Annotated in this window: 21 protein-coding genes and 2 pseudogenes; 2 read left to right on the forward strand and 21 right to left on the reverse strand. The window is 52.5% G+C overall.

Going from position 1 to position 21,466, the window contains the following annotated elements; translation table 11 throughout:
- Positions 1-126 precede the first annotated feature (126 nt).
- Positions 127-678 (reverse strand): recombinase family protein, encoded by a 552-nt coding sequence (locus ACLH1U_RS09400; protein ID WP_110237574.1) that lies wholly within the window; start codon positions 676-678, stop codon positions 127-129.
- A gap of 91 nt (positions 679-769) precedes the next feature.
- Here ACLH1U_RS09400 and ACLH1U_RS09405 point away from each other — a divergent pair, with 91 nt between their 5' ends.
- Both ACLH1U_RS09405 and ACLH1U_RS09410 read left to right on the forward strand, forming a co-directional pair.
- Complete coding sequence (locus ACLH1U_RS09405) at positions 770-2,659, forward strand: hypothetical protein (RefSeq protein WP_411299214.1); 1,890 nt, start codon at positions 770-772, stop codon at positions 2,657-2,659.
- Complete coding sequence (locus tag ACLH1U_RS09410) at positions 2,659-3,468, forward strand: hypothetical protein (protein WP_323079772.1); 810 nt, start codon at positions 2,659-2,661, stop codon at positions 3,466-3,468. The genes ACLH1U_RS09405 and ACLH1U_RS09410 overlap by 1 nt, the downstream gene beginning before the upstream one ends.
- A 73-nt stretch (positions 3,469-3,541) precedes the next feature.
- Here the strand turns inward: ACLH1U_RS09410 and ACLH1U_RS09415 are convergent, their stop codons facing one another.
- The 20 genes and pseudogenes from ACLH1U_RS09415 to ACLH1U_RS09510 all read right to left on the reverse strand — a co-directional run bounded on the left by ACLH1U_RS09415 (position 3,542) and on the right by ACLH1U_RS09510 (position 21,453).
- Positions 3,542-4,378: a hypothetical protein gene (locus ACLH1U_RS09415; protein WP_110237571.1), complete on the reverse strand. Its 837-nt coding sequence runs from the start codon at positions 4,376-4,378 to the stop codon at positions 3,542-3,544.
- A gap of 2,368 nt (positions 4,379-6,746) precedes the next feature.
- A pseudogene (locus tag ACLH1U_RS09420) lies at positions 6,747-7,104 on the reverse strand (hypothetical protein); the annotation flags it as partial.
- Between the two features lie 75 nt (positions 7,105-7,179).
- The gene (locus ACLH1U_RS09425) at positions 7,180-10,248 is read right to left on the reverse strand and encodes a host specificity factor TipJ family phage tail protein (protein WP_110237570.1); all 3,069 of its coding nucleotides are present in this window, start codon (positions 10,246-10,248) and stop codon (positions 7,180-7,182) included.
- Positions 10,245-10,625, reverse strand: a complete 381-nt coding sequence (locus ACLH1U_RS09430; RefSeq protein ID WP_110237569.1) for a nitrite transporter — start codon at positions 10,623-10,625, stop codon at positions 10,245-10,247. The genes ACLH1U_RS09425 and ACLH1U_RS09430 overlap by 4 nt, the downstream gene beginning before the upstream one ends.
- 9 nt (positions 10,626-10,634) lie before the next feature.
- The gene (locus tag ACLH1U_RS09435) at positions 10,635-11,117 is read right to left on the reverse strand and encodes a DUF1833 family protein (RefSeq protein ID WP_072413064.1); all 483 of its coding nucleotides are present in this window, start codon (positions 11,115-11,117) and stop codon (positions 10,635-10,637) included.
- Positions 11,104-11,577 (reverse strand): hypothetical protein, encoded by a 474-nt coding sequence (locus tag ACLH1U_RS09440; RefSeq protein ID WP_072413063.1) that lies wholly within the window; start codon positions 11,575-11,577, stop codon positions 11,104-11,106. Before ACLH1U_RS09440 ends, ACLH1U_RS09435 begins: the two co-directional genes overlap by 14 nt.
- 313 nt (positions 11,578-11,890) lie before the next feature.
- Complete coding sequence (locus ACLH1U_RS09445) at positions 11,891-12,226, reverse strand: hypothetical protein (RefSeq protein ID WP_110237568.1); 336 nt, start codon at positions 12,224-12,226, stop codon at positions 11,891-11,893.
- Between the two features lie 83 nt (positions 12,227-12,309).
- Positions 12,310-15,198 (reverse strand): phage tail length tape measure family protein, encoded by a 2,889-nt coding sequence (locus tag ACLH1U_RS09450; RefSeq protein ID WP_110237567.1) that lies wholly within the window; start codon positions 15,196-15,198, stop codon positions 12,310-12,312.
- 184 nt (positions 15,199-15,382) lie between these two features.
- A pseudogene (locus ACLH1U_RS09455) lies at positions 15,383-15,541 on the reverse strand (zinc ribbon domain-containing protein); the annotation flags it as partial.
- A gap of 208 nt (positions 15,542-15,749) precedes the next feature.
- Entirely contained in the window at positions 15,750-16,106 is a 357-nt protein-coding gene (locus ACLH1U_RS09460; RefSeq protein WP_110237566.1) for a hypothetical protein, read from the reverse strand.
- Positions 16,107-16,182: 76 nt separating this feature from the next.
- A complete protein-coding gene (locus ACLH1U_RS09465; protein ID WP_110237565.1) occupies positions 16,183-16,359 on the reverse strand; it encodes a hypothetical protein in 177 nt (58 codons plus the stop codon).
- Between the two features lie 167 nt (positions 16,360-16,526).
- Positions 16,527-17,009, reverse strand: a complete 483-nt coding sequence (locus ACLH1U_RS09470; RefSeq protein WP_110237564.1) for a hypothetical protein — start codon at positions 17,007-17,009, stop codon at positions 16,527-16,529.
- A 38-nt stretch (positions 17,010-17,047) separates the two neighbouring features.
- Entirely contained in the window at positions 17,048-17,980 is a 933-nt protein-coding gene (locus ACLH1U_RS09475) for a phage tail tube protein (RefSeq protein ID WP_110237563.1), read from the reverse strand.
- A gap of 24 nt (positions 17,981-18,004) precedes the next feature.
- The gene (locus ACLH1U_RS09480; RefSeq protein ID WP_110237562.1) at positions 18,005-18,397 is read right to left on the reverse strand and encodes a phage tail terminator-like protein; all 393 of its coding nucleotides are present in this window, start codon (positions 18,395-18,397) and stop codon (positions 18,005-18,007) included.
- A complete protein-coding gene (locus ACLH1U_RS09485) occupies positions 18,394-18,945 on the reverse strand; it encodes a hypothetical protein (RefSeq protein ID WP_012967909.1) in 552 nt (183 codons plus the stop codon). The genes ACLH1U_RS09480 and ACLH1U_RS09485 overlap by 4 nt, the downstream gene beginning before the upstream one ends.
- Position 18,946: 1 nt before the next feature.
- On the reverse strand, positions 18,947-19,330 hold the full coding sequence (locus ACLH1U_RS09490; RefSeq protein WP_110237561.1) for a glutamate 5-kinase: 384 nt from the start codon (positions 19,328-19,330) through the stop codon (positions 18,947-18,949).
- Positions 19,317-19,550, reverse strand: a complete 234-nt coding sequence (locus tag ACLH1U_RS09495) for a hypothetical protein (RefSeq protein WP_110237560.1) — start codon at positions 19,548-19,550, stop codon at positions 19,317-19,319. Before ACLH1U_RS09495 ends, ACLH1U_RS09490 begins: the two co-directional genes overlap by 14 nt.
- 1 nt (position 19,551) lies before the next feature.
- Positions 19,552-19,962, reverse strand: a complete 411-nt coding sequence (locus tag ACLH1U_RS09500) for a hypothetical protein (RefSeq protein WP_040146365.1) — start codon at positions 19,960-19,962, stop codon at positions 19,552-19,554.
- A 3-nt stretch (positions 19,963-19,965) separates the two neighbouring features.
- Positions 19,966-20,277 carry a hypothetical protein gene (locus tag ACLH1U_RS09505; protein WP_411299215.1) on the reverse strand — a complete coding sequence of 104 codons (312 nt, stop codon included), beginning with the start codon at positions 20,275-20,277 and terminating at the stop codon, positions 19,966-19,968.
- Positions 20,278-20,316: 39 nt separating this feature from the next.
- Positions 20,317-21,453: a P22 phage major capsid protein family protein gene (locus tag ACLH1U_RS09510; RefSeq protein WP_004184463.1), complete on the reverse strand. Its 1,137-nt coding sequence runs from the start codon at positions 21,451-21,453 to the stop codon at positions 20,317-20,319.
- Between the last annotated feature and the right edge of the window lie 13 nt (positions 21,454-21,466).

A 21,466-nucleotide genomic window follows, 5' to 3' on the forward strand; every position in this document is an offset into this window, starting at 1 on the left:
CAACTGTGAACATTTGCGGCATCAATTTTAAGGATAAGAAGGTCGATAATTTTTATATTGGTGATCATCCATAACACATTTATAGTGTCAAATCGCATAGAAATCAGATTAATATCGCATTTAATTTCAATTTGATGCTGGTAAATACTTATAGATCGTCTTCACATCCACACCTATCACATCGGCTACCTGTTGCCTGGTAGCACCGTTCTCCAGCATCCTGCGGCATCTCTCCACAACCTCAGTGGTCATTACCCGGCGGCGGCCGCCGACTCTCCCCTGCTCCCTCGCAGCGGCTAAACCGGCGCGGGTACGCTCGACGATCAGCTCGCGCTCCATTTCCGCCAGGGCGCTCATGACGTGGAAGAAAAAACGTCCCGCAGGCGTCGAGGTGTCGATGCTGTCTGTAAGACTGCGGAAATTCACCCCACGCGCCTGCAGCTCAGACACGAGCGTAATCAGATCACGCACGCTGCGGCCAAGCCTGTCCAGCTTCCACACCACCAGCACATCACCCGATCGCAGCCGCCGTAAGGCGCGCTTTAACCCTGGCCGCCGGGCATTTTTCCCGCTGGCCATATCCTCAAAAACCAGCTCACATTCTGCGCGGATCAGCGCGTTTTTCTGTAAATCGAGGTTTTGATCCCCGGTTGATACCCTCGCATAGCCAATCAGCACTATCTAACTCCTTGAAATAGTTGATTGTAAAAAGCCGCGACAATTCGCTCAAACCCTCGTTTGGGCGAACGCCTTTTTTGGAGCAAAAAACATGGCCTTTGATCCGCCTCTTGGGAGCACTTCGCCCGCGGTGCTGCTCGATAACGCCACTCGCCTGGATAATTTGCTGAATAGTCTGGCACTGGTCTTCCCTGACCGCTCCGGGGCTGATCTGGATACCTGGCGAGGTATCATGTCGCGGATTTCGAATACGCTGGACGATATCCGGCGCAACCTGGTTCCGTTGAGCCGTCAGTATATGACCCTCCCGGAAGCGCAGGCTGATATCGCGAACATTCCGGTTGGCTCTGCAACGTTCGTTCGTAGCACAGCCGACGATGCTCTCGCAGATGAATACATCAATATCAGCGGCACACTCACCGCGACAGGCAGGCGTATGCCATCCGATATTGTGGTCAGTAAACTGATCCCGCTGATGGCATTGTCTGAAACCACGACGTTCAGGACGATGACAGAATTAAACGATGAATACGATTCTGTTGTGGTGGACAGCGAATACAACATTCTGATCGCGCTGAAAAACGGCTTATTTGATTTCTGTGGCCTGTCCGTTAACGGGAAGAGTATTAATCCTGCTGGTATCCTGGGAACGATGGATAAAACAAACCTCGAAGTGCTCAGCGGCACAACGGAATTCAGCTCCGCATCGGGTGAGTATGAGCTGAACCCCGCGAGATATGTCATCCTGGACGAAGATAAAAACATTCAGTTTGATCTGGATGAGTACATACAGCGTTCCATCGGATGGCAACAGGCTTATCTGTTTTCTTTACAACCGCCAAAAGTTAACCCCTATGCACCCTTCACGCAGATCGACGCCAGCGGGAAATCACAGGTTCGCGTTTATGATACTGAGAATAAGAAAGAAATCGCCGTAACGTCAGGGAGCAGCAACGAAACGAACCCCCGGCCGGATATTCTGGACCGGATCGTATGGACGTCAGACAGAGCCGACAATGCCCCCGGCGGGTTGTTTTATGCCGAGGGCCCTGGCTTTAAAGAATATCCCTATATCGCCAGGCCAAAACTGGTTGGATGGGGTCACAGCTTCATGGAGAACGGCCGCTTTCTTTCACGGCTCGCCCAGCTGACAGGACTTTATACCTACAACTTTGGCAAGTCTGGACTGACATCTGAAGGTATCGCCAGCCGCCAGGGAGCGGCCCGAACGCTTTACACTCCTGCTGGCGGTGTCATCCCCGCATCTGGTGCAGTGACGTTAAGCCCCGCTAAACCCGGCCCAAATCGCATTTTTGGTAATGCTGCCGCCACCAGTATTGCCTGCTCCTTTGCGGGTATTGACGGGATGTTTGGCTGGGACGGGACGAAAGCGACGTTTACCAGGACTGCTGCAGGCGCTGCGGTGACAGTCAGTGTGCCCACTCCGGTGATCGTTTATCCGATAACAGGGTTTTCAGTAACAAACGGCGCTCCGGGCGGAACCCGGTACGATCAGCATGATGAGTGTATTAATATTTTCTGGCTGGGTCGAAATAATATTTCTGAGATTGATTTGATAATCAGCAATGCGCAGGCGATGGTGTCATGGCTTAAATCGGTAGGAAAACGCTTTGTAATATTGCCTGATTTTCCTGGTGGGACTGAGCCAACGGGTTCAACCAATAATAATTACGTGCGTATTTTAAATAACTTATATAAGCAGAATTTTCCAAGTAATTATTGCCAGATTAATGGTGTCGATCTGCTGCAAAACTTTATGAATCATTATAACCCGACGTCGCCAGGAGATGTCGAAGATATCAATAATGGCGTAACACCGAGATCGTTACGTTACGACAATTTGCACCCCAGCCAGAGTATATCGGGTTCAGTCACACCAGAGTATGCGCTGTATGCCGGAGCAGATGTTAATGCCGAGTTCGTTTACAACTTTATGAAATTAAAAGGGTGGGTATTGTAATGAGCGGAAGAATTGAGGTGTTAAAGGGAGTGGTTAACGATACCGGGAAGAAATTTTATCGAGATAAAAGCATTAACAAAGGTACCCGTAGCGTATTTGATATGGCCGTCGACGCAATGGGAGGAGGTAAAGATTTAGCTGCTGGAGCGATAATCCACGATCTAACGTATAACGATCACACCGGGGCGTTTTCCCTGGCTAAAAACTACAGCGCAGCAAACAAAGGCATAGTGTTCGCTGGCGTAAAAAACGACGGGTTTGATCTGGATGCCGCAGGCTGCATGAAAGTCAGCGATACGCACTGGATGTTTACGGGGTGGGTTAAGGTTACCAAAGCCGGATCACTATCCACCTTCAACAACCAGCTCCTGCATTTTTCCACGGTCGAGACGAATGGCTACGCTAATGCGCTGTTATCAGTTGTGCCGACGACCGATGCAGCCGGACAACCGACTAAAATTGAGCTGGCCGTGCGTGGAAAAAATTACGTGGTGACCAGCAATTTGCTCCCCCTGTTTGATGGAGGGCGGCATCAGTTCGCCGTTGAATGCGAGTTCAGCGCGGATGGCACACAGCATACTGTTCGCGCCTATATCGATAAGGTAGTGGTGTTTACCTCAACATCTGCGCTGGCGGCGACACCACCCGGAGAGCCCACGACGCGACGGGTTGGAACGAGCAATCCGTTTCCGTTGTCCTGGACTGGTATGCTGTATCGCGCACGGGTTGATGATCTCGGTGCGTCCGGCCTGACAGCCACCGATATACTGACTGCCGATTACAACCTGTGCGCCAACAGATTCAGTTAATAACGTTACCTTTTCATTCATCCCCCGGAGTTGAACCGGGGGACTTTCTCACTCTCTCGGCCAGATATAAATACTACGCCAGCGCCGATGGACTGGTAGGGATAGTATCACCCGCATATTTCCCGCCAGTGCCGAAATTGACATTAAACAACTGCTGTTCTGCCGCAGTAAGCTCCGCAAAGGTCATCCCGGAAGCCGTAACATCAACCAGATGGCATCGGTAAAGAACCCAGGATTTACAGGCGTTATTCACCAGGGAACCAAACCCGGAAGCGGCACCGAAAACAGGGAGTTCCTGATAATAAACGGTCGCAGTCAGGTCTGTTCCTGCTTTATCTGAAAGCTGGCTGTGCAAACCAGGATTTTCTGAAACCGCATTCGGCAGCCGGGCGATAATCAGCCGGTTTGCTGATGGTGATACCTGCGTTGAAATAATGGATTCTACTGCCTGCTGCGCGCCTGTTCCGCCGCCAACCCGCGTTACACGGTAATGCATAAATAATGCAAACTGATGGTCATTCTGATGCGCAGCAATATATTCCATGATTCCGGGACACTGGAAGCGGCCGCGGTGTCCTACCTGTTGATTGCTCAGCGATACGATACCGTGAATTCCCCCCTTAGCCGTCCTTTCAAACAAGGCCTCAGGTGTGGTGCCAGTAGTGACCAGTGAGTTACTCCACGCTAAGCGCAGGTCCATTGCCGTTTTACCTGTCAGCTCCGCTGCCACTTCAGCAGCAAGATTATCTGTATAGGTCGTAACTGCCGTGGCGGAGAAATTAAAATCTGCCGCTATTTTTTCAGCGTCGAGCAGCGTCAGCGATCCGGCGCAGAGTCCGGGATAATTGTATAAAACAGGAAGGCGGGTATCTGTGAAATTTGCACCGTTAAGACTAACCATCTGTCCCATATGTCACCTCATTTAAAGAAAAAGTTATTAAGCAGAATGTCCGCGATTCCCTCGCGGGCCGGGATGTTGGTATAGCCGTTGCCCAGGTTAAAACCATTTCCGCCATATGCCAGCGCGTGACCGCCTGCCGGACTCATATGGGTAATATCAATGGCAATTTCTGACCAGGATCCGTTGTTATTCACGATGACATTTCCCACCGTTCCGGCTGCAATTCGCAGATAGTAATCAGCATGTGAGCCACCGGATGGCACGCCCGCATTGCTCCATGTTCCCTGGTAGTTCAGCATGTTAGTTGTCAGTCCGGAGGGCATCAGGGCATTGGCGAAAAAGGACCAGGGCAACACTCCATATTTTCCTGCAACCTGTTTCTCCGTCATTCCAGGGAATGTCGGATCGATAGCGTCTGTGGCTGCTGACAGCATGATTTCATACACAACAGCGTGCTGCCCCGGAAAGACCCGGCGATACCATTCGGTGAGCTCATAGAGATAGCCGGTCTTCGCAAATTGATTTTCGTGCTGTGAGTAAACCAGCCTGACCCCGTTCCATGTCGCCTCACGCTGACCCATAATTGTCAGAAACAGAACACGAATGAACAGCGCGCCGGCAAGCCTGTGTATCTCCAGTGAGCCTTCACGGATCTGCGCGGCCTGAGCATCGGTTTTCGGTTGGTTGTTCTGTCCATGCCATGCGGCCATCATCTGGCCTGCCCATCGATCCCCCCAGGAAAGAATTTCCTGTTTCAGCATGCCGACGACCTGATCGGTCGTTGATCCACCATACGACCTGACTTCTCCACTTCTGCCTGTAGCAGCGATTATCGTTGCTCCGGAAGAACCGCTCCCAAACATCGAATCACCGATCAGCAGCAATTTCTTGCACAGTCCCTTACGCATCGCCGAGGCAGCCTGTGTTTTGAGGCGTATGCCGACCATGGTTGCTGATTTATCCGCGCGCCGGAACTCCCATTCGTCTGAGTTAGCTGTACACCGTAAGCTGATACTCTGCCCGACTGGTACCGTCACCGCTTCATCATTCGCGATTCGTACCCAACTGATGCCGTCAAACATGGCGTAGTCACCAGCCATATAACTTTCACCGCCTGTATTCCCGCTGGAAGATGCCTGGTAAACCACATTCGAACGGTCTGAAGCCGGATAGCCTGCTGTAGGTGAAAATTCGCCTCCATACAGCAGGAGATCACTGGTGGTGTTCAGAACGGCAAACTGTGGCTGCAGGAACCCACCTCCAGCGGTTTGCAACGTCAGGAATAACACCGCGTCACCAGGAACAAGCGTCATTCCGGCAAATGTTCCTGATGAAGTGACCAGATGCCAGGTACCATTCTTGCGGGCTGCTCCTGAGCCAGGGGAGCGCTGAATACTCCAGCTGGTGCCATCATAGACCAGCAGATCGCCAAGATAGACGGGCTGTCCGTTCCAGGTACCCGGTGCAGTTTCCGAAACGCTGGAGTTGGTGTTATATGCCTCATAGCTGTAATAGTCGCCGGCAGAAAAAGAACCAGATGGCGTAGAAATAGTCGGGCTGGTCAGCCTTCCACGGCGGGTAATGGAGGCTACGGAACCGGGTGAAAATGGAACGCCCTGCGCCTTGCCGGCAATTTTGAGCCCGAACGAGCGCCGATATTCAAGCGGTGTCCCGGTGTTATTCACGCCGTACAGCGCCCGACAGATATGGGATGATAACGGCGACCAGGCGGACCCGTCTTTATCGTTTGTTCTGGCGGTAATATCCGCTATTCGGGAGCGGACAGCATCCGGATAAACGCTGACAACATCCTGTGCTACAGGCAGGATTGCACCCTGTAATTCATCCGTCAGATTTTCAACCGTAATGATATTTTTCCCGATGGTCAGCATCGGTATTTCAACCTGCCCGGATACACTGACCCGCAATGCACATCGACGCGTGACAGGATCCACCCATGCAAGCACATAGCCGCTTTCCGGTGACAGTGTGACCGGAATTAATCCCTGAAGGTTTTCTGACAGCATATTTTTTTCAACAGCCCCATCTGCGATTTTCAGCAGGGGAATGTCGACCTGGCCGGTTACGGAAACCCGAAGCGCCATGCGACGTGTTACCGGGTCAATCCATGCCATGACATAACCTGTAGCAGGATCGAGGCTGACCGGGACTAACTGCTGAACTTCCTGATCCAGAGCCTCGCGACCAACCGAGCCATTTCTGTACTGCAGAAGAGGGATTTCAACTTGACCCGTTACGGTCACGAGAATGCAGGCTCGCTTCGTGACAGGATCCCGGAATGCCAGTACATAACCGGTTTCCGGATTCATAACGTCAGGGATCAAGCCGGAGGTTTTCATTCCTTCGAAAATATCATCGGTGTATTCCTGCGATGGCATGCGGCGCCCGGTAGGCTCCAGTGTCCCGGCGTTATTGATAACCTCTACTGCGAGCGCGCTGTCATCCGGGCTGCGGTAATACGTCGTCGAGCCTGGCGGAATATTAGCGATATCCGCCTGCGCCGCTGCCAGCGTCTGGTACTGCTTACTGAGGGGGATCAGGTTCTGCCGTATCTCATCGTTTTTTGCCATCATCTGGCGCCAGGTATCGAGCGGTTCACCGCCGCGGTCGCTAACCGTTCCGGCCGGACCGTTCACCAGTTCGTCAGCGCGCTTGACGTTATCCAGGAAAATTTCAGGCGTCGTCGTGCCCAGTGGCGGGTTAAGTTCGGCCATTTTTTTGCTCCAAAACGAGGCTTCGCCCAAACGAGGGTTTGAGCGAAAGAAAAGTTGAAAGGGATTTTTTTGGTATTAAGCAGCGTCGCCGGGGTATGTGGCGTCGTCGTACTGGTAGAACGATTCGAGGTATTCTTTTGCGGTGACCTGACAGGTGCCGTCAGACTGCGGGGCGATCTCCTCTACAATGGCGTCGTAGATATGGCGCGTTGAGCCGCAGAACACCATGCGGATCGGCTCGATGGTGGCTGACGACAGGTCAACCTTCATCGGGTCATCAAACTCGCTCAGGTGCGGGACTGACAGCTGAAAATCACCCACCCTGCTTGCCACCATCAGCCCGGATGCAGAGCCATCCTGATAGCGGATCAGCGCGCGGGGGTTTTCAAACGACCAGTCCAGCGGCTCCGTGACGGTGAACGTTGTCACGCCACCAGCCGTTGTCATCGCCTCCACCAGACAGGAAATCGTGTTGTTACCCGGAATATCATCCGTGAGCACAATGCGATCGCCCAGGTTGTAGCACAGCGCGTCCAGCTCGGTAGTGGTCTGGAATGTCACCCGCTGCTGCAGGTATTTCATCAGGCGGCGCATCCCGATTTGGTAGGCGTGATCCTGATTCAGTACCCCATCAATTTTGTAGTTCTCGATTTTCACCGGCGTGGGATTGTCCGGCGTCCGGCATTTAACGGTCTCCTCTGCCCAGGTAGTCCCGTTGATGTACGTCACGTCGACACCATCAAAATCATCGTCGGACGGTACGGTAAATCCGCTCTGCAGCTCCTCCACCATCTCATGCGGAGTGATCACGCCAGTCCAGGGCTTAATCCCATCCCTGTTTACCGTCGCCAGGCCATCGCTCAGCAGAAAACGTGACTTCCCGGCGTTGGCTATCTTCTGCAGCATTTCCAGCGCTGAGATACTGTCGTCGGTAGCAAAGTCGAAATACTCGCTGCGTGGCGTCCAGTATGCAGACTCCAGCACGTTGATGGTGTCGACATCCATCTCCAGCCCCAGCGAGTTTCCGACATGCAGCAGAGCACCCGAGATAGTTCTGGCCGTTCCGGTTTCATAGGCGCGGGTGGCCACAACGTTTACACGGCGGTCCGACTGCGCCGCCAGCTTCCCGCCAGTCTCGACGGTCACCGCCATCAGCGACACGCCGGGATAGGATGAAGGGCGCGTCAGCAGTCGCCCGCGCAGTGCCTGCCAGTACATCGAATCGCGCGCGTTATTACTTCCCTGCTCATTGCGCCGACGGCAGCGAACTTCTACCAGCCCCGGAGAGCTGAGAGTGATCCGCTCAGTGAAACCTAACCCGTTGACGTTTTTCAGCGCATACTCGCCCTGGTGACTCACCCACCCCGATCCGGAACCGTAGACGCGATACTGTATCTCCCACTCCACGTGGCGGATCCGTTTTTTGCCCTTACTGTCAAAGCCACAGATGCCGTTCGGGAAGGAGAAATTCACCTCGAATGCATCCACCACTTCATTCTCAGGGCAAACCAGGAACGGCCCCAGCCAGCTCAGCGTGTCGTTAAGACCAGTGGCCTCATAGTCGATCATCGTCCGGGCGGAGAATCCCGGCCATGACTCATCAACGGCACCGGAAACCAGGCGCGCCACCGTCGCCGTCGTGCCGTCGGCAGAGACAATGCGGTACTCATTCCCGCGGTGAGCAAGTGAAAGCCGTTGCACCCCCTCCGGCATGCCGGAAAAGGCCGTTCCCGTGGCAGAGTTATAGGCGAGTGTCACATTCGCCGTTACCGCCGGGCTGCCGCCGGTTGATGCCGTGCCGGAGGTGTAAACCGGGGCATCACCGAAAACAGCTGCAGGCAGCGCAGAAGATGTGATCGCCCCACCCGCGAATGGACTGGCCGACTCCGTTATCAGTACGGTGCCGCCGTTGTCCTGTGCAACCAGACCGGAGCCAGTGAGTCCTTCGGTGATTGCCGCCAGCAGTCCCGACATCGAGACGTAGTTAGCCACCAGCGACACCGGGTAGGTAATCCCCTGCCAGGTGATCGTGAACGTGCTGGAGCTGGTCGAAAAATCGTAGGTGGTCGGGGCCGCACTGGACTGGAGTTTTGCCGCACTCCCCCCGGTGCCGGGCACTGCAGCCTGACCGGGGGTATATGACGCGATAAACAGATCGTAATCGACAGAGTTAAACCCCAGCGTCACCGGCATACCTACTACCGGCGCGATCTCCGTCAGCAGCGGGCTTGCGATAACGCTGTATCCGGCCGCCGTGGTGATCTGGTAGTTCGCCGGGGCTTTCAGTTCGACCACGGCGCCAGCGACCCAGCTGGGCGGCAGTGCGTTATCGTTCTCGTCATTATCGTCATCATAATCCGTATCCAGCCCGGTAAACGTTACGCTCGAACCGAATACGGTCATGCTGTCTGCGATAATGTCGTCGGCATCCGGCGACGTCTGGGCCATATCCAGCCCGGTGCCGGATGACGTCCCGCCGACCTCTGTACTGTTGACCCAGTTTTCACTGCGCTCATCACCGGAAACGTCCGCGCCTGGCGGGTAATGGGTGCTGCTGAATCCCGGTAGCGTTGAAGCTGGCGTACTGCCAACCCGGATATCGCCATTGGTATAAATCAGATCACCGACACCGAGGCATAAGAGCATCTTGACGCGCATTTTCGTAGGATCGGCGGCATCAAACCGGGTAACCGGCTGCACCACATAATCAGGGTAGATACGCACCCGGCCAAACACCTCACGTATGGCATCCCCGAGTTTTGCGGTATTCGCCTTTGCCGGGTTCAGGTCGAGGCTTCGCCCTGTGGATGACGTGTAGCCGCCGGCATCAATGTTACTCATCATGAACAGTGAATAAGCCGCTGATGCGACGGCGATACCCACTCCTATCCAGGCAATCGTAGCGGCCTCAAGCCCGAAGGGAACCGGATAAAGCCTGACATCACTATCAGGGTGAATCACACACTTAGCCCACTCGCCTGGCGGAATTAACAGCCCCTCAACCTCAACGGTCAGCGGTGGGACATCCCGATCCTCGTAGCCTTCAACATTTTCCACCAGCCAGCTGCGAATACTGGTTACACCATGCACATGCGTTTCGAGTGGTTCACCGGGAAGCCGGGACGGGTAAAAACGAATGGTCATTGCCAGAACTCCACTTTGACAAATCGGCGCTTAAACCGCGGCAACGGCAGAAAGGTGACGTTCGTTCCCGGATTGCATTCCGCCACGTGCAGCAGGCCACCGATACTGACCACGATCCCAACGTGGGTGACGGTTGATCCGGAATAACAGGCCACCCCGGCCCCTTCGCAGGGTCCGCAGCGCTCAAGGGTAAGCATCATCCTGCGCGCTTCCCGGTCGAGGCCGCCGTCGTCTTTGGTGACCCCTGCAAAATCGGGCCAGACGGGTAAATTCAGATCGCGGCGTATCTCGTTCACAATGCCGAAACAGTCGAGTTGCGGGTATACGCGCCCGCCCTTCAGCCAGGTGACTGAACGGTATTTATCAGGGTTGAACATTGGGATTCCTTAGCTGATATAACGCAGTCCGGGGAATACAGGTAGCGTGTAGCGGTAACGTGGCCAGGCTGTATCAAGGATATTCATATAACCCGCGGTAATCTGCGCCTCTGTCGCCGTCCAGTAACCAGACTTGATTTTCAGCGTATACGGCACTTCCGCAGGGGCCGCTAAATCCGTGGAGATATAACGCCGGTACGTCAGCAATGCAGACAGACGGTTAGCCAGCGCATAGCGGATCGCCGTGGACACAACACCATCGATATTGCACAAGGCAAATTTGAGGTCCTGCGTGCCGTCCGCATTGCGCGCCGGCAGAGCAATGTCTATCGCACAGGCGGTAAACGTTACGGTATCGCCGTTCTCCGTCATTGCCGTAATATCCTCGTAACCCTGGCACAGGTAATGGACATTAGAACCAATGGTGATCTGCAGCGTCTCAATGATCACCTCCGGCCCGCTGCTGGCGTAGAGGCGTTTAATCTGCGTCATGCTTTGGCCACTCCTTATTCAGCGCAATATCCAGCAGTGAGCTGCCGACGATCCATTCCGGGTAGTTACCCCATGGGGCAGGAGCAAGGGGGCGTTCCCATAATTCAAGCGTCGCCGTGTACTTCCAGTAAATCGGGGCCACTAGCACCGGTCCCTGATAAATATCTGTGAAGCGGCATTTGTAAAACTTAATGTCTGACGGCGTCTGCAACTTCATCATGAACCATGCAGCCCCGTCAGATAACGCATCACGGAACCAGGACTCAAACGCCAGGCCCTGCGCATCGGTTTCCATAAACCAGGTGATGCTGGCCTGCGTCGGCGTGGACGTAAAAGCTCGCCTTTGCCTCGCGCGACCGGTGGTTAACTGGGTTCGTTTTAACGGGCTTACAGGCTGAAATCCGTATCCTTCCTGTAATGGCATAGGGAGGCTGTCATGTGGGTAGTAGATATCAGTCATGCAGTCTCCCGGTAAAGTATCTCGAATAAAATTTCACCATTAACCTCAGGAGGGTATTCATTTCAGAATAAAGCACTATGGAATCGAAGAAAACTCTGATTTTTTGGTTCAGATTAACGAAGATAAAAATCTTTTTAAACCGACACAAACACACAAGGCGATATATTTATCAACTCATCTCAAGAGCTAAAAGAAATCAAAAACACAGCATTATCAATACACTAATTTTATTGACTTTAATTTGAGCTTACATTGTTTCGGCACAGCCCCATATCAAAATAAAAAAGGGCAATGTGCCGACAGGCAATATTCGTCAATGTGACTGCTTATTTAAAAGCAACTCCTGAAGAAGAAGCGCAATAGAAACAAAAATCAAAACCCCACAAAAAACAATTTTTGCAAAATCATAGTTAAACACGGTTGTAAGCGTATCATTATTATATAAGTGATTATGCCTATAGGAATAAGTTGTGTAGATATCATCGCATATTTCAAGAATTCCACCGACTATCAAAACAAGCCAAAGAAATGAAAACTTCACTCGGACCTCCTTACGTTTACGTCTCCTATTGAAGATAAGTCCGCCAATAAAAAGAGGAATTATAAAAGCTATAAAGTCTTTAAATGTAAATATTAACAACGCTTCCATTAATAAGATCCTTGTGTTTTCTTGCACCTACTCAGATTGTTAGACTTACCTACCTAATCAAGTCTCAGCTAATGCAGTTTAGCTTACCTAGGACCGTGTCGTGTATAGTTTCCTTTTAGAGCGTTGCCAAAAGCCCCTTGTGGCATGGTAACCTCCTTTGTGAGTTCACCTTTTAACTGCCTGGAAAGCAGTCGATTATTCTGATTGAGTGTAGCGCTCAACTGCTCCGGAGTAATACCCTGGAGATGAAACTCCTGATTAATCGGCGCGTGTACAGTTGTTTGCCTACGGTTATCGCTGTTAACGTTCTGAACACCAGTACCAAACCCTGTACGCCCCAGAGTTGCATCAAGCGGTTGGCCATTTCGAAGTGCCTCAAGCTGAGACACGCCGATCCGGTTCGTTGAAGCCTGGTCGAAGACGTACTCACCTTTGTGAACAATACCCGCGGGCTGATACTTACCACCGGGGCCGGTGTAACCGCCGGAGGCGAAGCCAACTCCTGAAACAGCCTGGATATTTGAGACGATACTGGCAGTCTGCGCAGCGATTGAGGCCATAGCGATGATGTTGGCCGGATAAGGCGCGCTTACTGCACCGCTTGCTATAGCCTGCTGGATTTTCACCATCGAGTCCGCGATAGCGAATGCCTTGCTCGCAGCAAAAGCGACCTTGTAGATTGCCGATTGCTCACCAAACCCCGTTCGCATGATTTCGGCGGTGCTATCAAACAAGGACTGCGTGGCCGCAGATATGATGGTGTTTTTCTGAGCCTCTATGACCTGATTTGCATCCGCCGCACGTTGACGAATAGAGGTCATTCTGGCCTCACCCTCGGCAGTTATTTCACCGGCCTTCGCATAAGCTTCCTCCTGAGCTGCCAGCCAGCGCTGGAGCTCTTGCTGAGCCTGGTCATATTCGTTGATTTGCCCCTGCATCCCCTCAAAAGTTCCTGAGAGTCGCCCTCCTGTGGGTGTCAGGTTTCCTACAACATTACGAACCGTCGAGGGCAGTTGCATATCGGTGTTTTGATAAATATCTGCCCGCGTTTTTTCATATTCACCGGGTTTTAGTTGCCCGGTTGCTTTGGCCTTCTCCAGCAGTTCAAGACGGGTTTTAAGCAGATCGTTGGTCCGCTCATCCTTCGTCTTTACCTGTTCCTGCATCTTCCGATAATCGTCCAGGATTTTTACGGAATTTTGCAGTGCCTCCTGCTGCTTATACGCCTGGAGGATTTCATCTGAACGGGAAAGAATCGACTTCTGGTCCGCTGTGAGCTGCGTTTTAGACTTGAGGTCAGCAATTTGCTGTTCGAACTTAACCCGCGCCTGGGTTGCGCTGTTAAGCTTGTCACTGGCATCCAGCTGGGACTGCATGGCAGCAGTCTGCTGGTTTATCTGATCAAGCAGCCGGGTTGCTGCGTCCTCTGTATAGGCCTTTTGCTTAGGTGCCTTTGGGTCCTTATACATCTCGTTAATACGTGAGACGTTTTTTGCGTATTGCTCTGCAGTAATTGCACCAGCCTTCAGGAACTCGCTTTGCTGCTTAATAGCTTTATTGCGCTTATCCGCATTGCTCAGATATTGCTGGTTAACGCGATCTGCTTCCTGCTGCGTTTTAATTCTTTGCTGTTCGGCTTCCTTAGCCTTCGCCTGTCCTTTGGTTACATCCCCCTGAAGATTGGCAACTGATTCAAGCAAATCTCTCTGTTTTATCATCTCTGGGAGGTTGGTAAACCTCGCGCTAAAACTGTTCCAGAACCCACCATCTTTTTGCCCTCTTTGGGCTTCAGCAATATTTTCGTTTAAGGTGGCAAGTTTATCCGTTAGTGTTTGTTCACGCCCAATATTGAGCATCGCATCCCAGGCGCCTTTGGCCGTTTTACCCAGCGATTTCCATGCACTTTCAAGAATACCCAAATTCTGATGAATATCGTTCGCACGCTGCTGCATGGCATTGGCGTAAGCATCAGTAGCCACCCGTGCAGCATCCTGCTGATTACCTTCATCCTGTAGTGCTTTAATCTGGTTGTAGGTTGCCAGTGTCAGAAAGTGGTACTGGTCGTTAAGTTTGGTAATGGCCGCAACCGGGTCAGCAGCAATGTCGTTGAAATCACCCACCAGCTTTTCAGTGGCGATGCCTGTGGCTTCACTGATTTCAACCACGGCAGTTGTTACTCGTTCCAATGACTCTGCAGCCACTTTCCCGGATGAAACTATCTGGTTAAGTGTGGCTGCGGTCACGCCAGTAGTTGAGTTGGCAACTACTGAAACCCGAGCGGCAATATCTGCTAGTTGCCCGGTGGTTTTACCAACCAGATTACCGCTAAGGGTCAATGACTTATAGAACTCGTCCTGCTCCTGAGAGCCTTTGTAATAGGCCAGCCCAAGAACACCGACAGCCGCGGCAGCCAGAGTGACAGGATTAATCAACCCCAGCACATACCCGCCAACACCTTTAATCGCGGGGCCAATACCGCCGAACATATCTTTCAACTGCCCGCCCTGCTGCATAAGCACCATAAACGGCGACTGACCCGTAGATAAGCCGACGATAATGTCAGTCATCTGCGCCGGGATCATGCGCATGGCAAAGGCAGTCTGTGCGGCAGATTGTCCGGTTTTGCCAAGGTCGTCGCGAAATCCAGTTAGCCTGTTTCGTGTTTCCTCGATTTTCTTTGAATAAAGCTCAAATGTATCGGTATCTAGCATCCCCTTTGATTTGAATTTCGCAAGATCTTGCTGTTGTTTATCCAGTTTATTCAGAGCTGCGTTTACCGGGTCAATTCGATCTAAGAGTTCAGAAAGAGACTGTTTTCCTTCATCAGTAGCCTTTGTCACTTTCCCTGCACTGGTGGCAGCACGTTCACCTGCCTGCGTCATTTTTACAAGTGCAGTTGCGAGATTGTCAGCCTGCTTTTCTGCCCCAGAGCTGTCAATAATAATGGCCAGGCGGGAGGTTTGTTCTGTCACGTGCTTTTCTCCGGGCAATAAAAAACCCCGCCAAAGCGAGGTTGGAACTTTTTGAAACTGTCGGGTCTTTACTTCATTGGCGGTAAAACATTATTGCTACGATAATCACCGCAAAGACAGTAATTGCAATTCCAGCGATTAACTTTACATTGACATCAGCCAGCCTATCACTAGCTCCAGTATTGTCAGTGTTAGCTATTATCTTCGAAGGAGTTACATCACTCCCGCAATGCTTGCACTTCACCGCTTCGGAGTTTATTAATTCTGCGCAGTAAGGGCATTTGACTGAAGTTCCGGACGCTTTTAGCTTATCTCCCACCAGAGCAATAATGATACCTGCGATGGCTACGAAACCTCCAAATACCATGTAATTTTGGCGCGATGACATTAATCCAAGATTGTTAACCTATAGCCACCGCTTGTCGCTACTGTCACATCCATAAATAGCGCCGATACAGCAAAGATCACCCCTATTACAATCGCTAAGTATCCAATAATCTTCACTTGTCTACCCCATCAATTAAAAAGCCACCCGATGGTGGCTTTATCAATCAGCTTGCGTTCTCACAACCCGGCAGGCTGCGGTCAATCACAAGATTACCCTCAACACGCAGACCAATCTTACCGAACAGGAAGGAGTGGTTAAGTTGAGTGACAACTACGTCAGACAGACCAACTGCACAGCGATCTTTTTCAATCGCTCGATCAGCGGCTGTTTTAACGTTCGGGATGCCAAGAGGGAAGATGATAACCGGATAGCTATCTTCTGCTATTACACGTTTCCCTTTGTAGAACTTACCCCCATTGAGGTTGTAATTTTTAGTACTTGCCACAGTCAAATCTGCAACACGTACTGTACAACCAGAAAGTAACAGCGCTCCAAGCGCCAAAGCGATGACTTTTTTCATTATATGTTTCCTTTGATTGCAATCGGAAACATCCTATCATCGACTTTCAGGAGCATGGACCACTATTAATGGTAGGTCAGTTACTTCCTTTCTTATCCGCTGCACGTTTCAGTGCTTCTGCCCACTCAGCCCTCCAGGCATCATCGAGAGCCAGTATCGCCGCGTCAAACTCAATGCGGTCGATCAGGATGGTGCGCGATGCCAGGTAACGCTCAATATCGTTCAGGGATAGAGGGAGCGGTACGCCGGCCATGCCGGCATACTTCCTGCCGCGCGATATCATAGCGTAAGCGTTGAGGATCTCCCCAGTGACTGCATCTATTTCAGGCTCTGGAATGGGCGGGAGATTTAGTTTCTCCCTGCGCCACTTTGCTTTCTCGCCCTGTTCGCCGGCGAATTCCTTTAGCCACTTTTGGGCCTCTATGGCTTTTTTACGGTTTCCTGAGTCTGCTGCTCCTTACCCTGAGCAATGCTTGCGGCCTCGGCCAGTACCCGCCAGTACAAATCAGGGTACTGTTTCAGCATGGCGATCCCGAGCTCTGGGGTATAGTCGAGTGCAACCTCTATGCCGTCGACTAACTGACCTACTCCCTCCCAGCCTTTCAGCAGGAACCGAGCGGCGTTATCGATCAGCAGGTCATCAACAGAGTCGATATCGTCCACACTGGCGAGATTAAAATCCGTTGTCCCCACCTTATAACCTGCGTCCATCTTATCGATGTGGCGGCGCACCAGCGCGTTACGTGAGCGATATTGCGGATTCTCGCTGCTGGCCACCAGCAGGCGAAGTTTGAACAGCGATTCTTCCTCCGGCGAGAATTCCTTTTTGCTGCCTGCTGGCTTTTTGTAAGGATAAAACCAGCGCTCGCCATTTAAATCAATTTTCGGGGTAACAATCAGCATAAAAACTCCATAAAAAAACCCTCCAAAGAGGGCCAATGTTAATCACCACCGCCAGTAGTGGCAGGAACGCGGGTAATAGTTGGCGGAGTATTGGCCGCGGTGATATCCAGCTGAACCTGAACAATGTCAGTGCTCCCCGCATCCGGCCAGTCGCCGGAGATCTGCACTTCCGGGAAATCGAAGGTATAGGCGCCTTCAGCATTCTCCAGCGTGAAGCTAAGCGGCACCGTTTCGCCTGTGAACGTTTTTTTGTAAACCTCCCAGGCAGCCTTTGACCATGACAGCGTGATTTGACCTGACGGGGTAAAGGTTGTCGGAATGTTTGCGCCGGCGAATGCCGAACCGGTACCGATGCAGCGCTGGGTCTGCATATTGTTGTTGAACTGGATGTTGAAGGTGTCGACGCAGAAGCCTGTCCCGCCATCAACACCATTTAGCCGGATATTGGTGACCTCCTTAAAGGAGTAACGCAGCGCCCCCGCCAAATCCACCGGCGTGGTGAAATAGCTGGTATCGTCCCCCTTCGTCTCCCAGTCCAGCCCTGCAAACGTAATGGTTGCAGTGATATCACCATCGGCCGGGATTTCCATCTGGAAGGTGCCAACCTGGCAACCGCGGGCAATCTGGGCAATCCCCACATCACTGGCAAAGGTCGCCACGGAGAACGTAATACGACCGTTACCCATCGTCAGCACGTTATTTATCCATTCGGCACCGAAACAGCTGGCAAGAAAATCGTCATGCTGATTCCAGCGAAACCGTGTGCCGACATCGCCGCCGACATCCACTGTGCCACGTGAAACGCCCTGCGCCATGCGGTCACCAGCGATTTCGTCATTATCATTGGTGTTCTGCGTTGGTTTCAGACCAAATGAAGAACGACGCAGCAGGTTCCACGCCCCTGCTGTTGGCGTGATTCCTGGCGTTGTCTCGCGAATAAACGCGGCTACTACTTTTGCACCTGAGCTCACAGGAGCCTCCTGTTTTTATGTGCGCTACAGAGCGCGATAAGGAATTTGAAGATTGAGCTGTAACCAGCCATCGGTCTCGCCTGCCGGCACAGCAGAAACGGCGAAATAACTCAGTTTTCCGTCGTCCTTGAACTCAAATAGCTCCGTTAGCTGATCGGCCGTCCGGGAGATAAGCAGCGTCCCGGCGCCGACCGGAACAAACAGCTGAATGATGAGTAAACCTGTCCTGTGCACGATCGGCCCATTCCCGATCTCGGTTGCGCCTGCCTGCCCTGCAATGTTGGTGAGGCGGGCCCAGATATCGCGGTTACTGGGGTCAAATACCGGACCATTGGGATAATCCACCGCATCAGAGGCAATAGCGGTCTGTGCCGCCATTCGGGAAATGACAGCGTTTCTGATTTCTGTAAGGGTCATTTGTAGGCCTGAATCACACCATTAAACGAGACGGCATAGACGCCTGTTGGCGCCTGCGTTGAGTGACCATTCTCCAGAGGCACGGAGTAAGGCAGGTTCGACTGGATGTAAATCACCGAGTAGGCTGGCGCCTGGTCAATGATATTTTTGCCATTAAGAAACGTCATTGTTCCACGCGGATCCGGTTCGGTCGGGACGGAGTGATCGGGTTCGCCGATGCTGACAAAATGCGATGCCCTGAAGGTTCCTGCGCGATACTCAGCCGGCCGCCTGATATCCATGCTGTCATTAACACGGACTTTCTTCCTGAGCCTTCCGGTTTTGGTCAGGTTAGCGGGATCGGCATAAAGAGATTCGTTCCACTCACCTACCGCTTTGTTGTACTGAACCGCGGTGGCGTTTATGGCCCATAACTCCGGGTTACCTACAGGCGATCGCTGAACGATTTCATTCAGCAGTTGAATGGCGATTGTCCGCTGGCGTAGTTTGACATCTTCGGCCACCAGTCCGGCGAATGCCGCCGGGTCAATGTTCCAGCCCTTAGCCATATCACGCCCTCCGCAGTTGAATGGAGTACGCAGCGCCAGCAGAGTCAGCAGAAGCGGTGATGACCTCGTACCGCTGAAGCTCACCCGTAATCGGATCCGGTGCGATGATGATATGCCCGACTGCCGGCTTATCAGTCACCTCGTTAACCAGGGCGGTTAGCTTCACATCACCATGCAGAATACTAACGCCATCGATACGGCGGAGCTTATAGCGCGCCAGCACTCCGCGCCCCGAGTAAGTCACCTGTGTTTCAGTGCCGGTTTCCGTTACCGGGTCCCATGCACCCCGAACGGTGTATGACCCAGTGAAATCCTTAACGGCATCCTGCAGGTCTGTATCGAAGGCTGCGGCGACTTCAGTTTGGAGTTCGTCACGAATGCCCATTGCACCCACCAATAGGCTGCTGAGGTTTAACGATCACAGTACCGTGGAGTTTGCGGGTATAAATTTCGCCGTTGCGCTTAACCCGCAGCGGGAGCGGAGCAAACTCAACAACGTCCTTTGCCGGGTTTGCGTAAACGACATAATTGATCGGGTTTCCATTCACAAACACATCGCGAGGGCCGAGCCCGTCACCGGCATAATGCACATCAGTGTTTTGCATATCACCCCCTTACCAGGCGTACCTGAGACTGACTAACGCCATAGGGCTTTAGCATTGCAAGCGCCAGCTGCAGATCAGAATCAAGCAATGCCGAGCTGTTGGTAGCGAGTTCCGCGAAGGTCTTTGAAACGCTGACATCATCGGCATCTACCGTCTTACTCAGCAACACACCAGAATCGGTTTTCTGCTGATAAAGGCCACCATTCGAGGCCGCTAGCGCTGCATAGGCGCCAGCCTGCTTCACATCGTCAGGAATGATGATTTCGTGAGTTGCCTTATCGCACGGCATTTTCAGGTTAAGTCCATTCATCCAGGTATTAGCCATCAGCACAGATTTGGCTTTTTTGCTTTCATCTGTCCAGGTGGCACCGAGAATCGAATTGACATCTTCAACGGTGATGTAAGTGATCATGCATCACTCCATTTCTTTCCAGCCGTGCGCCTTCCAGTTCTCCACTTCATCAGGGTGAACGTTGGCGGTATTGGGGCCGCCGGGGAATGCCGGGAAATCGGTAATCATCGCCACCAGCTGCTGTTCCTGCTGTTCCTGCTGTTCCTGCTGTTCCTGCTGTTCCTGCTGTTCCTGCTGTTCCTGCTGTTCCTGCTGTTCCTGCTGTTCCTGCTGTTCCTGCTGTTCCTGCTGTTCAGGAGCATTGGCATCAACCTGCGCGGTCGCAAGTTTTGCTGCAGCACGTTCAGCACGCTGCTCTTTGGTTAATCCGGCCATAAGCCCTCCACTAAAAAAAGGGGCCGAAGCCCCTGTTTATCAGCCCAGCAACAACGCTGAGTGCGCCGACTTAACTGCCGCTACGCCCCAGGACAAACCGACTTCGTAACGCACCTGGCGATACTGGCGGTACAGTGCTACCTGATAAGTGATGCCAGATACCGGGTCAGTAACGTTCATCACATCATCCGCTGTATCGCCGCCCTGCGGCATTGCCGGGGTTCGGGATGCAAGCAGGAATGCATTGCGATCAAACGCCATGTTTGCGGTGTAGGCGCCACCAGCGGTAATAGCGGTGTTGTCGGCCAGTGCCTGACGTAAGCCAGGAGCAGCCAGGGTGATTGCTGTGGCCGTCGCAGCAGCAACAAGGTATTTATTGCTGTCCCCGTCAAACGTCACGATGTCACCTGCTGCAAAAGCACCTGTGCCGGTATCAATGGCAATCAGAATATCGCCTTCAGCTTTTGCTCCATTCACCAGGTATCCGGCAGCCGGAGATGCAGCGCGTTTCTTAACATGTGCGGATTCGTGGATATTGAAACCTTCCAGTCGCCCCACGATACCTTCGCGCAGAAGCGCATCAGTACCGGATTCGTTTACTTTGAACAGAACAGACTGTTTACCGCGGAGGTTTGCGATAGCCGAAGAACCGAGAACCATCTGCAGATCAGTTGTTGGCGAACCATTGTCAGAGAGAACCTGGCGCGCATTTGCCGCATCCGACAAATCACCTGCAATTCCGAAAGGAGCGGTGCCGGCCGTACCAACAGCACGAGAGGATGCGAAATACAAAGCCGCGAGATCTGCATCCATCTCATTAGCCAGCGCGCGAAAAGCCTGTTTAAACTGATCGGCAAGGATGGTGTTGTATGTCCCTGCGGGCCCCAGCGCCAGTTGTTCCTCACCGTTCCATTTGACCGGGGCCATTTTGGATTTGGTGATTTTGACATCAACGGTGCCGATCGTTTGGTCGCCGTCATTTGGCGCAGTAGCCCCCGGGGTAATATCAACAGTGGTTGCCGGTGGCGCAACCGGCGCAGTAACAGTCTGGTCTTTCGCCGCCGCATCAGCTTTAGCATTGCGCGATACAGCCGGGATAAAACCGACCTGTTCGCGAGATACGGTATCCAGAGCCGTGAAGATAGTCGGGATCAACCCGGTAAGCGTATTAGCCATGTGTATAGATTCC

It is taken from the genome of Klebsiella sp. 1SOBk5mer (assembly GCF_046603115.1).
Lineage (GTDB): Bacteria > Pseudomonadota > Gammaproteobacteria > Enterobacterales > Enterobacteriaceae > Klebsiella > Klebsiella quasipneumoniae.